Here is an 11,389-nt window from a genome sequence, read left to right on the forward strand (position 1 = left end):
CGGTGAGCAGGCCGATCTCGGTGGCGTCGAAGCCTGCCGTCGTCCACGCCGCGGTGTGGGCGTCACCCCGGAACTCGCGCAGCATGTCGGCCAGCCGCCAGGCGTCGGCGAGCGGTCTGTCGCCCGGCAGCCCGAGCGCCAGCAGGCCCGAGTAGAGCGGCCGGCCCTCGGGGCGGAGCGGCTCGACCGCCCGGGCCAGCAGCGCGACCGCCCGGCCGAGGCCCTCCGGCGCCGGCCCGAGGACCCGGGTGAGCTGGGCCACCGCGCCCGCGGTCCGCTCGGCGCAGATCGTCGCCGCATCGGTCAGGCCCCAGCCGTGGGCGACCAGCGGCACCACCACCGCCGGGTTGAACACCGCGAACGCCGCCGCCACGACCTCACCCGGCACCTGACCCATCACCGAGCCACGGCTGCAGAAGTAGGCGGGGCCGTCCGGGGCGGCGACGTTGCCGCCGAACGAACCCCGGCTCGGGGCGAAGCCCAGCCCGACGTAGCGGGCGTGGCACTCCGGAGCGAAGTACACCTGCCCGGCGAAGGGCTCCACGGCGCCGGCCAGCGCCCGCGCCCGGGTCGACACCTCGGCGTCGTCGATCACAGATCCCTCTCCCCCTTGGGCAAAACGCCTGACATCTCGTAGTCGTCGGGGTCGGGCCGCAGCGTCCGCCGCCAGTACTCCAGCAGCGTGAACGGCCAGTTCTGCGACACCCGCCCGCTGGCGTTCTTGTACCAGCTGTTCACATCGGAGACGCCCCACGCCATGCGGCGGTTCTCGGCGTCGACCTCGGCGTTGAACCGGTCGTGGACGTCCGGGCGCACGTCGAGCGCCCCGTGGCCCGACTCCAGCAGCAGCCGCAGGCACCCGAGGATGTACCGGACCCCGCATTCGGAGAAGTACACGATGCTGCCGTTGATCACGATGTTGGTGTTCGGGCCGTAGAGGCAGAACAGGTTGGGGAAGCCCGGCACGGTGACGCCCAGGTAGGCGCGGGCCTCGCCCGCCCACCGCCCGTGCAGGTCGACGCCGTCCCGCCCGGTCACCGTCATCGGCATCAGGAACTCCGAGGCCGTGAAGCCCGTGCCGTAGAGGATCACGTCGACGTCGTGCGCCTCGCCGTCCTCGGTGACGATGCCGGTCGGCGTGATCTGCCGGATCGAGCCGCCCACCAGACGCACGTTGTCCCGCTTCAGCGCCGCCGCCCACACGCCGTTGTCGCGCAGCATCCGCTTGGCGCCGGGCGGGTACGTCGGCACGACGGCGGGCAGCAGGTCGGGCCGGTCGGCGAACTCCATGCCCAGGTAGAGGGTGAACATCTGCCGCACGAGCTCGTTCATCTCGCTGACCGCCGGGCTGCCGTCGCCGGGCTCGAACGACTCGTCCACCCGCACGCTCTCCAGCACCGCGTCGCCCATCCGCCAGAAGATGCAGAAGCGGTTCCACTCGCTGTACGACGGCACGTGGTCGTAGAGCCAGCGCAGGCCGGGTGCGACGGCGTCGTGGTAGTCGGGCGTCGGCACCAGCCACGGCGGCGTCCGCTGGAACACGGTCAGCTCGCCGACGACCGGCGCGATCTCGGGGATGATCTGCACGGCGCTGGCCCCGGTGCCGATCACCGCCACCCGCTTGCCCCGCAGGTCGACGTCCGGGTCCCAGCGGGCGGAGTGGAACGCCGGACCGTTGAACGTGGCGCGGCCGGGGATGTCGGGCAGGCGGGGCCGGTTGAGCTGGCCGACGGCGCTGACGACGGCGTGGACGACCACCGGCTCGCCGCCGCGCAGCTCCAGCGTCCAGCGCTGGTCGTCCTCCGACCATGTGCACGACACCACCTCGGTGCCGAGCCGGATGTGGTCCCGCAGGCAGAACGCCTCGACGCAGTCGCGGAGGTAGCCGTGCAGCACGTCCTGCGTGGAGAAGTGGGCGGGCCAGTCGTGGCGCTGGGCGAACGAGTAGCTGTAGTTGTGGTTCGGGTTGTCGACCCGGCAGCCGGGATAGGCGTTCTCGTACCAGGTGCCGCCCAGGTCGTCGTTCTTCTCCAGCACGACGAAGGGCACGCCCGCCTGCTGGAGGCGGTGGGCGGCGAGGATGCCGGACATGCCGGCGCCGATGATCGCCACCCGGAGGTCGACGTCGGGGGCGACCTCGTCGAGCCGCCAGCCGGGCGCCCGCGGGTCCTCGCCCCGGTGCGCCAGCTCCTCCTCCAGCAGCGGGAGGTACTCCCCCATGTCCGACCCGCCCACGGCGTACTCCATGATCCGCAGCACGTCGTCGTCGGACGGCAGCGGGGCGGGGCGGCTGCCGCCGTCCCGGAAGGCGACCAGCACGTCGAGGGCGAGCCGGCGGATCTCGGCCTGCTGCTCCTCGGAGAGGCCACCTTGGGGCAGGGCCGACAGCGCCGGGTCGGGCCGCAGGTGGTCACGCAGGAGCGACAGGTCGCCAGTGACGTAGGCGAGGGCGGGGAGCAGCGGCGGGACCTCGGCGGCGGCGAGGTGGCGGCGGATCTCCTCGTCGTCGGCGACGATCGGCTCGACGGCCCCGACGAACGGGCTCGACGTGAACGCATCGCTCACGACCACGGGCTCCCCCCTTCCCTGTCTCGGCCCCGACTGTTACCGACACTGACAACCCTGTCAACGCGAGCCGTCGGGCGGTGCGCCGTCAGCGGTGGGGAGACTCCTCGTCGAGGTACGCGGTGGCCAGCTTGGGTGGTGCGCACGCCAGCCAGCCGTCGACCAGCGCCTCCCGCAGGGGTCGCTTGGTGACCGTCTTCAGTTGGATCAGGACGGCCGCGAACCCGTCGAAGTGCGGGATCGTGAAGAAGCCCTTGGGCTCGGCCTGGAGCACGGCCTCCTTCTCGCCGAGGTCCTCGACCCGCACGGCGAGGATCGGCCCCTCGGGCGGCTCCTCGGCGCCGAACCGCCGGATGTCGGCCTTGCTGAACGACCGCTCCCAGGCGAACGTCTTGCCGGCGACCGACCAGGTGCGATTGCCGTGCCGCTCCCCCTCGGTGACCTCCGGGAGCTCCCCGGCCAGCCGGCCGACCTCGTCGAGACCCACCATGGCGCCACCGTACCCCTGCCTTAGCGTGGCGAGCATGAACGAACCCATGTCCGAGGGGCGTCCCGTCCTGCAGCTGCGCCTCGTGGTCGAGGCCGAGGACTACGAGGCGGCGGTCGCCTTCTACCGCGACGTGCTCGGGCTGCCCGAGCAGGCGGCGTTCGAGGGCGACGGCGACGCCCGGGTGGCGATCCTCGAGGCCGGTCGCGCCACGCTCGAGATCGCCAACCCGGCTCAGAAGCGGATGATCGACCAGGTCGAGGCCGGGCAGCCGACGCCCGCCGGCATCCGCGTGGCGTTCGAGGTGGCCGACTCGCAGGCCATGACCGACAAGCTCGTCGAGGCCGGAGCGACGCTGGTGGCGCCCCCGGTCGAGACGCCCTGGCGGTCGCTCAACGCCCGCCTCGACGGCCCGGCCGGCCTGCGGATCACGCTGTTCCAGGAGCTCGAGTCGCTCGACGACCGCCAGACCCGCCCCGCCTTCGGCACCGACGCCACCCGCCACGACCCGCCGAGCGCCTGACCACCCACCCGTCGAATCGAAACTTCGACACAGGTGGCGCTATGGCGACCACTTCTGTCGAAGTTTCGATTCGAGGGGACCGGCCCGACGGCTCGGCATGACGAACTGCCTGGCCTCCGGCGCCCTCAAGGGCTGAGATGGGGGCGTGGAGATCGATGTGGAGCAGTTCAGGTCCGACGGGTTCGTCGTACTGCGGGACGCCTTCGACCCGGCGCCGCTGATCGCCGAGGTCACCGAGGCGTTCGCAGAGGGCTTCGGCGACGTCGGGCCCAACAACGTGAGCGCCGAGGCCGCGATCGCGTTCCGTTACCTGCCGCTGATGTCGGAGCGCGCCCCGGTCAGCCTGGAGCTCCTGCACGGCTTCAGCGCGACCGCCGCGGGGCTGTTGGGGACCCCGGTGCTGCCGGTGCGCGCCAAGGCGGTCGAGTACCACGGCGGGTCGAGCCGGCACCGCGACAGCGAGCTCGACCTGGCCAGCCTCGGCTTCGCCTGCTACCTGGAGCCGCTCACCGCCGAGCGGGGCGCGTTGCGCGTGGTGCCCGGCTCGCACCGCGGGGATCCGGGCGCATCGTCGTCGTCCTCCGAGGTCGCCGTCGAGACGTCGCCCGGTGACGTGATCGTGTTCGACGAGCACCTCCTGCATGCCAGCGACGGCGGCGAGGTCCGGCACCAGTGGCGGGTCGACTACGTCGCCCGACCCACCGGCGCCGACGCCGACGCGCAGTCGATCGTGCGCGACTACTTCGCGGCGATGTTCTCACCGGAGTGGGACGGCGGCTACGACCTCGACGCCTACCCCACCTACGGGCCGCACTGGCGGCGGGTGTGCCCCCCGGCCGACGACGCCCTGCTCGACGCCGTGGGCGCCTACGCGGCCGCCGCCGAGGAGGAGGACGCCGCCCGTCGACGCCGACCTCCACGCCCCGCGCCGGAGCACCCGTGAGCTCAGAAGACGGGGACGTCGGGGTCCAGGCCCAGTAGGACGGCGCCGGCGGTGGTGAGCGTGTCGTCCTTGACCAGGAAGTGCTGGGTGATCGCGTGGACGTCGCGCAGGCGGCGCTGCAGGGGCGAGTCGGTGTAGAGGGACGTGCCGCCGCCGGCGCGGTAGGCGGCGTCGACCACGGCCGCCGCCCGGTCGGTGGCCCAGGCCGCGGCCGCCCGGGCCAGCCCACTCTGCTCCAGCGTGAACGGGCCGTCGTCGCGGGTCGCGGTCTCCCAGGCTGCGCCGGCCGTCTCGTGGACCAGCGCCCGGGCGGCCCGCAGCTCGGTGTCGGCGGTCGCCAGCGCGAACTGGAACCGCGGGTTGGTCGCCAGCGGCGCCGCGGCGAAGAGCGGCACCTTGCCGGCGGCGAGGGCCACGACGTCGTCGAGCGCGGCCCGGGCGGTGCCGAGCGCCGCGGCGGCGATCGTCAGTGCGTACAGCGACGGTGGGGGCACGCGCAGGATCGGCGCGTCGACGCACGGCTCCGCGGTCATGACGGCGACCGTGCGGCCGGCCGGGACGACGACGTCGTCGACGCGGACGTGGTGGCTGCCGGTGCCGCAGAGCCCCGACACCCGCCAGGTGTCCTCGATCACCACCTGGTCGGGTGAGAAGACGGCGATGCGCAGCTGGGGCTCACCGTCGACCACCCCTTCGATGCAGTTGCCGTACAGCACGTCGGCGTGCTCGCAGCCGCTGGCGAAGCCCCAGCGCCCGCTCACCCGGTAGCCGCCGTCGTCCGGCGCGATCGACCCCGACGGGCTGATGGCACCGGCGACGACGACGTCCCCGCCGGGGAACAGGTCGTCGAAGGTGGCACGGGGCAGCCCGGCGAGGTCGCACCAGGCGCCGCCACCGATCATCACGGTCCAGGCCAGCGACGCGTCGGCCCGGGCGAGGGCCTCGTAGACCCGCAGCGCCGAGGGCAGGTCGGCGCCGAGACCGCCGTGGCTCGGGGGCAGCAGGAGCCGGAAGGCACCGGCGCGGGCGACCTCGTCGAGCAGGTCGGGCGGCACCCGCCGGGCCGCCTCGATCTCGCCGGCACGGGCGGCGATCGTCGGCGCCAGGGCCCGCACGGCGTCCAGGACGCCCTCCGGCGTCGTCGGCGTGGTCGTCGGCGTGGTCGTTGTCGTGGTGGGTGTGGTGGGCGTGGTCTCGTCCACGGCGGTCACGCCCCGTCCTCCCGCAGCATCGGGGCTTCGGCCGCGTGCCGGGCCCGCAGCTCGTCGTCCCAGCCGCCGTTGCAGTAGCAGAGGACCTCGGTGATCAGGCCGTCCCGCACCTCGCACAGGATCAGGCGGCGGGCCACCTCGACCTTCTCACCGTGGTCGGTCTCCTCGTGCTCGACCACGAAGCCCGTGGCCGTCGGCACCACCCGCAGGAGGCGGACGGTGGACCGGCCCTGGCTGATGGCCCGCAGCTGGGCGACGAAGGCGTCCCGCCCCTGCAGCTGGAAGCGCCAGAACGGCGGCAGGAGGTCGCAGAAGACGTCGTCCGCGAACACGCCGTCGCCGGCGTCGAGCGTCTCGTAGCAGCGGTTGAACGCGGCGCTCAGCCGCTCGACGGTGTCCTGGTCGGGTGGCGTCTGGATCTGTTGGCCGGGCATGGATCGCAACGTACGCAGGCTTCGGTGCGCACCGCATCGCCCGGATCCACCATCGGCCGGCGGCGGCCGCGTGGTCAGAATTGACCACGCGGGGTTCAGGCCAGGCCGTGCTCGTAGGCGTAGCCGGTGGCCGCCGCACGCGACGACAGGCCCAGCTTCGCGAAGATGTTCTGCAGGTGGCGGGCCACGGTGTGCTCGCTGATCACCAGGTCGGCGGCGATCTGGCGGTTGGACTTGCCGGCGGCGACGAGCTTGAGCACCTCGCACTCGCGCCCGGTGAGCGCCGTGGGTCGTGCGGTGGCCGCGCCGGTCACCTGCGCCAGGCGTGCCAGCTCGGGGGCGGCGTCGAGCTGCTCGAACACCGCGCGGGCCGCGTCGAGCTCGAGGTCCGCGGCGTCGTGGTCGCCCAGCGCCCGGTAGGCCCCGGCGAGCTGCACCCGGGCGCGGGCGGCGTCGAAGGGCATCCCCAGGCTGCGCCACCCCTGGTCCGCCCGGCGCAGCGCGGTCAGCGCGGCGGCGACGTCGCCCTCGGCGAGCAGCACCGTGCCCGTCGCGCACTGCGACACGGCGTGCAGCAGCGGCACGTCGATCCGGCCGGCGATGTCGCCCAGCTCGTCGGCCGCCGCCCGCGCCGCCCCGACGTCGCCGGCGGCCAGCAGCACCTCGACCGCCGCCGCCAGCATCGTGGGACGGGCGAGGCGGCCACGGCTCTCGTCGACCATCCGCCGGATCGCCACCACCGCGGCCTCGACGTTGCCCTCGGCCAGTCGCAGGAGCGCGAAGCCCGGCGCCGGCTCACGACCGTGCCGGCTGGCCGCCCGGTACGCCTGCTCGGCCGCCGCGTGCTCGCCCCGCAGCCGGTGCAGCTCGCCCTGCTGGTAGAACGCCAGCCCGACCGCCGGGTGGATCGGGTCGGACAGCCGCCGGCGGGCCTGCTCCGCCTCGGCGGCGGCGTCGCTCCACGAGCCGTGGGCCTGCAGCACCTGCGACCGGTGCACGAGGCACTGCCCGCTGTAGGGCACGAGGTCGGGTTGGGCGGCGCACCAGCCGTGCAGCGCCTCGGTCCACTCGGCGGCACGGCGCAGGTCGAAGACGTCCATGCACGCCTCGATCACCGCGCAGTAGACGATGCCGGCCGGGATCGGGGCCACCTCGCCCGTGGTGACCGACACCATCACCTCGTCGAGCAGCTTCAGGCCTCGGCCGGTCTCGCCCAGAGCCAGCGACGCCTGGCCGCGGCCGAGGACGGCGAGGGCCAGCAGGTCCGGGTCGCCGAGGCGCCGGGCCAGGTCGACGACCTCCCCGGCCAGCTCGTACGCCCGCTTCGCGTCGCCGCCCTCCAGTGCCTCGAGCACCATCGGCACCCGGATCAGGCCGGCCGCCACGCTCTCCCGGGTGTCGTCGGCCACCAGCCGCTCCGCCCGGGTCAGCCACCCCCCGCCCTGCGCCACGTCGCCCCGCAGCAGCAGGCCGAGCGCCAACCAGAAGGCGCACCGGGCGGCCCGTTCGCGGTCGCCACGGCGCACGTGGGCGTGATGGGCCTGCTCCCAGGCCCGAGCGCTCTCGTCGTCCTCGCCGACGAGGTGGGCGGCAACCGCCAGCCGCTCGAGGTCCTCGCCCTCCTGCGCCTCCCCGCCCGCCAGTAGCCGGTAGGCATCGGCCCACGCCTGCCGAGCGAACGCCTCCCGCCCGGGCTCGATGCTGCCGACCACTCCCCCAGTCTCGCCCACCCCCGGCGGGCGAAGCGTCAGGGAGCGTCGTCGGGGTCGCGTTCGGCGTACTGGAAGCTCGTGAAGGGCCAGGTGTCTCGGAGCCAGGTCGTGACGGCGGCCCAGAGGGGACGGTCGAGGTCGCTCCGGTCGGCGCGGACCCAGGACTTGACGTCGGCGTCGACCCCGGGTTTGTCCGACGGGTAGATGTACAAGCAGCCGACGACAACATCCCGGGCGTCGAGCACCGTGTAGGTGAAGCCTCGCCTCGCGTCGAAGTCGTCGCGGTGCCCCTGGAGGTCGCGCCGGTTCTCGTCGGGTGTCATCGGCGTGGGCCACGAGCTGCCCGCGAAGCCCGGTGTCGCCCGGACGTGGTCGATGCTCGACGTCCAGGCTTCGTAGTCGGCGGCGTTGTGCTCCGGCCCGAGCGGCGTCAGACGAAAGCCGTCGCCCGCCATGCCGGCCGGCACGTCGAACTCCGCCGGCACGAACCCCGCGCCGTCAGCGTCACTCACCCGCCGTCACCTCCACAGTCCGCTCCCCCGAGTCTGTCATGCCGGTCGACCTCCTCCCACCCGCCGGACCGCACGGGGAGCTGATGCGCGAGGAGGAGGTCGGGATCATCCTCGGGACCGATGGCGGCGGGGATCACCCCTCCTACCGTTAGGGCGGTGGAGAGCAGGTCGCGCGGAGCGCGCCCGGTACGGCGCCGGCTGGCGCGCGTGGTCGAGTTGGCGGTGCCGTGGGGCATCGGCCTGCTCTGCGCCGCGACGGCGCTCGAGCCGCGTGGCGGTGGGCGGCAGATCGCCGGCGTGCTGCTCGCGGCGGTGATGGGGGGTGCTCTCGCCTGGCGGTCGCAGCGTCCCGAGCTGGTGGCGGCCGTCGTCCTCGCCGCGACGGTGCCCTACCACCTGCTCGTCCCCGAGCTGGTCATCCCGTTTGCCGGCTTGGCCGCCATCTGGTCGCTGACCCTGGCGCGCCCACCGAACGTGTCGCTGGTCGGGCTGGCGGGACTGCTCGCGGTGTCGTCGATCAACGTGTTCAGCACGCACGCCGAGGAGGCGGTGTTCACCATGGCGCTGGCCTTCACCGTGTGGGTGCTGGCGGAGGCGGCCCGGCACCGGGTCGACGCCGCCCACGCCGCGGCGCGGCAGGCCGCCGGCGAGGAGAAGGCCCGCATCGCCCGCGAGCTGCACGACGTCATCGCCCACAGCGTGTCGGTGATCGTCGTGCAGGCCGGCGCGGCCGGTGACGTCTTCGACACCCACCCCGACCAGGCCCGGAGCGCGCTGCTCGCGATCGAGCGCACCGGCCGCGAGGCCCTGGTCGAGCTGCGCCGGCTGCTGGGGGCGGTCTTCCCGGGCGAGCTCCGGTCGCCGTCGTCGCCCCAGCCCGGCCTGGACCGACTCGATGAGCTGGCGGGCCAGGTGCGGGCGGCGGGCCTCGACGTGACCGTCACGGTCGACGGCCCGCCGGCGGCGCTACCGGCCGGCATCGACCTGTCGGCCTACCGGATCGTCCAGGAGGCGTTGACCAACACGCTGCGCCACGCCCGCGCCCGCTCGGCCGAGGTGACGGTCCGCTACCGGCCCGATGCGGTCGAGATCGACGTCGTCGACGACGGCACGGCGGCGCCGGCGGCCTCCGACGGTCCCGGCTACGGGATCATCGGCATGCACGAGCGCGCCACGGTGCTGGGAGGCACGCTCGACGCCGCCCCGACGGCCCACGGCGGGTTCCGGGTCCACGCGCTCCTCCCGCTCGACCCGGCGGACACGGCGGTGGCCGCGGACACGGTGGTCGCGGCAGATGTCGCCAGGGACAGCGTGCCGTGACCATCCGGGTGGTGATCGTCGATGACCAGACGCTGGTACGGGTGGGCTTCCGGATGATCCTCGACGCCCGGGACGACATCGAGGTCGTCGGCGAGGCCGCCGACGGCGACGAGGCCGTCTCCCTCGTCCGCGAGACCGGGCCGGACGTCGTGCTCATGGACATCCGCATGCCCTCGGTCGACGGCATCGCGGCCACCCGGCGGATCGTGGAGTCGGGCAGCCCGGTCCGGATCATCATCCTCACCACCTACGACATCGACGAGTACGTCTTCGCCGCCCTGCGCGCCGGAGCGAGTGGCTTCATGCTCAAGGACGTGCGACCCGCCGAGCTCGTCGAGGGCGTGCGGGTGGTGGCCCGGGGCGACGCCCTGCTCGCCGCCAGCGTGACCCGCCGCCTGCTCGACCACTTCGTCCGGGCCCTGCCCGACCCCGCAGAGCCCCTCCCCGCGCTCGAGCAGCTGACCGAGCGCGAGCTCTCGCATCCGACCGCCTCGGCGAGCTGCTCCACCAGCAGGGGTGGACCGTCGCCCGCGACGGCGACGACGACGCCCTCCTGGTCACCGGCACCACCCCCGCCTCGGTCGGCGCGGTGGCGGCCGAGCACGGCGTCGCCCTCACCGAACTGCGAACCCAGACCCGTTCCCTCGAAGACGCCTTCCTCACCCTCACCGGAGGTCAACCGTGAACGCGCTCCTGCAGGCCGAGCTGCTCAAGCTCCGCACCACCCGCACCTTCGTGGCGCTCACCGCCCTCGCCGTCGGCAGCTCGGTGCTCATCGCCGGCCTGGTCGCGCTCCTGACCGAGCCGACCAGGGACAGCGTCCTCGTCGACGTGTTCGCCTCCGACACGAGCAGCTTCCTCATCCTCGTGCTCGCGGTCGTCGGTATCAGCGGCGAGTGGCGGCACCGCACGATCACCAGCTCGCTGCTGGCCGCACCCGACCGGCTCCGGTTCCTCGGGGCCAAGACGATCGCCTTCGCCGCCGCCGGCCTCCTGCTCTCGGTGCTCACCGCGGTCGCCGTCGCCGTCGTCGGGGCCCTCGTGCTGTCGGTCCGCGACCTGCCGCTGCCGGCCCTGTCCGAGATGCTCGCCCAGACGGGCCGCAACGCGCTCCTGGCCGCGCTGCTCGGCGCCTTCGGCGTCGGCATCGGAGCGCTGCTGCGCAACCAGATCGCCGCGGTCGTGAGCCTGCTGGTGCTCTCGTTCGTCGTCGAGCCGATCGTCCTCGGTCTGGCCCCCCACGTCGGCCGCTTCGGACCCCTCGGAGCGCTGTCGATCTCCGCCGCCGGCCTGCCCGCCGAGGCCGGTGGCATCCCCGAGGACGTCGATCTGGTCGGGGTGCTCCCCGCCACGCTGTTGCTGTTGCTCTGGGTCGGCACCGCCTTCACGGCCGCAACCTTCCTGCTCGAACGCCGCGACCTCGAGTGATGATTGCCCCACCACGCGTGGATAGGGTCGATCCGTGGCAGTCGCGACCGCGACGCGAGAACGTGCCCGGGGCGACATCGTCCGCCTCGTCCACCGTGGCCTCGGCGTCCAGAAGCTCGCACGGGCCGTCACCCGGGTCCTGGGACGCGTCGTCCCCTTCGACGGGGCATGTCTCCTGACGATCGATCCAGCGACCCTCCTACCGACCGGCGAAGTCGTCGAGAACGGCCTCCCGGCCGCGGCGATGGCTCGTC

At 73.7% G+C, this 11,389-nt stretch carries 13 protein-coding genes and 1 pseudogene; 6 read left to right on the forward strand and 8 right to left on the reverse strand.

Annotation, left to right across the window (positions count from 1 at the left end):
- From VK611_09265 to VK611_09275, 3 genes are all read right to left on the reverse strand, one after another.
- Positions 1 to 595 (reverse strand): hypothetical protein (locus tag VK611_09265; protein ID HMG41508.1); only part of this gene is annotated, 595 nt, incomplete at its 3' end.
- Positions 592 to 2,571, reverse strand: a complete 1,980-nt coding sequence (locus VK611_09270; GenBank protein ID HMG41509.1) for an NAD(P)/FAD-dependent oxidoreductase — start codon at positions 2,569 to 2,571, stop codon at positions 592 to 594. The genes VK611_09265 and VK611_09270, both read right to left, overlap by 4 nt.
- 82 nt (positions 2,572 to 2,653) lie before the next feature.
- A complete protein-coding gene (locus tag VK611_09275) occupies positions 2,654 to 3,055 on the reverse strand; it encodes a hypothetical protein (protein ID HMG41510.1) in 402 nt (133 codons plus the stop codon).
- Between the two features lie 34 nt (positions 3,056 to 3,089).
- Here VK611_09275 and VK611_09280 point away from each other — a divergent pair, with 34 nt between their 5' ends.
- Complete coding sequence (locus VK611_09280; protein HMG41511.1) at positions 3,090 to 3,575, forward strand: VOC family protein; 486 nt, start codon at positions 3,090 to 3,092, stop codon at positions 3,573 to 3,575.
- 145 nt (positions 3,576 to 3,720) lie between these two features.
- The gene (locus VK611_09285) at positions 3,721 to 4,518 is read left to right on the forward strand and encodes a phytanoyl-CoA dioxygenase family protein (protein ID HMG41512.1); all 798 of its coding nucleotides are present in this window, start codon (positions 3,721 to 3,723) and stop codon (positions 4,516 to 4,518) included.
- 2 nt (positions 4,519 to 4,520) lie between these two features.
- Here the strand turns inward: VK611_09285 and VK611_09290 are convergent, their stop codons facing one another.
- The 4 genes from VK611_09290 to VK611_09305 all read right to left on the reverse strand — a co-directional run bounded on the left by VK611_09290 (position 4,521) and on the right by VK611_09305 (position 8,387).
- A complete protein-coding gene (locus VK611_09290; GenBank protein HMG41513.1) occupies positions 4,521 to 5,729 on the reverse strand; it encodes an acyl-CoA dehydrogenase family protein in 1,209 nt (402 codons plus the stop codon).
- The gene (locus VK611_09295) at positions 5,726 to 6,163 is read right to left on the reverse strand and encodes a hypothetical protein (GenBank protein HMG41514.1); all 438 of its coding nucleotides are present in this window, start codon (positions 6,161 to 6,163) and stop codon (positions 5,726 to 5,728) included. The genes VK611_09290 and VK611_09295 overlap by 4 nt, the downstream gene beginning before the upstream one ends.
- Positions 6,164 to 6,258: 95 nt before the next feature.
- Positions 6,259 to 7,875: a helix-turn-helix transcriptional regulator gene (locus tag VK611_09300; protein ID HMG41515.1), complete on the reverse strand. Its 1,617-nt coding sequence runs from the start codon at positions 7,873 to 7,875 to the stop codon at positions 6,259 to 6,261.
- A gap of 35 nt (positions 7,876 to 7,910) precedes the next feature.
- Positions 7,911 to 8,387: a hypothetical protein gene (locus VK611_09305; GenBank protein ID HMG41516.1), complete on the reverse strand. Its 477-nt coding sequence runs from the start codon at positions 8,385 to 8,387 to the stop codon at positions 7,911 to 7,913.
- A 156-nt stretch (positions 8,388 to 8,543) separates the two neighbouring features.
- Between VK611_09305 and VK611_09310 the strand changes: the two genes are divergently transcribed.
- Positions 8,544 to 9,707 (forward strand): sensor histidine kinase, encoded by a 1,164-nt coding sequence (locus tag VK611_09310; GenBank protein HMG41517.1) that lies wholly within the window; start codon positions 8,544 to 8,546, stop codon positions 9,705 to 9,707.
- 53 nt (positions 9,708 to 9,760) lie between these two features.
- Positions 9,761 to 9,991: pseudogene (locus VK611_09315) on the forward strand (response regulator transcription factor).
- Here VK611_09315 and VK611_09320 read toward each other — a convergent pair.
- Positions 9,955 to 10,386 (reverse strand): hypothetical protein, encoded by a 432-nt coding sequence (locus tag VK611_09320; GenBank protein ID HMG41518.1) that lies wholly within the window; start codon positions 10,384 to 10,386, stop codon positions 9,955 to 9,957. The pseudogene VK611_09315 and the gene VK611_09320 overlap by 37 nt on opposite strands.
- Positions 10,387 to 10,388: 2 nt before the next feature.
- Between VK611_09320 and VK611_09325 the strand changes: the two genes are divergently transcribed.
- Positions 10,389 to 11,135: a hypothetical protein gene (locus VK611_09325; GenBank protein ID HMG41519.1), complete on the forward strand. Its 747-nt coding sequence runs from the start codon at positions 10,389 to 10,391 to the stop codon at positions 11,133 to 11,135.
- A gap of 34 nt (positions 11,136 to 11,169) precedes the next feature.
- Positions 11,170 to 11,389: hypothetical protein (locus VK611_09330; protein ID HMG41520.1), on the forward strand; the 220-nt coding region annotated here is incomplete at its 3' end.

The organism is Acidimicrobiales bacterium (assembly GCA_035316325.1).
GTDB lineage: Bacteria > Actinomycetota > Acidimicrobiia > Acidimicrobiales > VFJN01 > DASXTK01.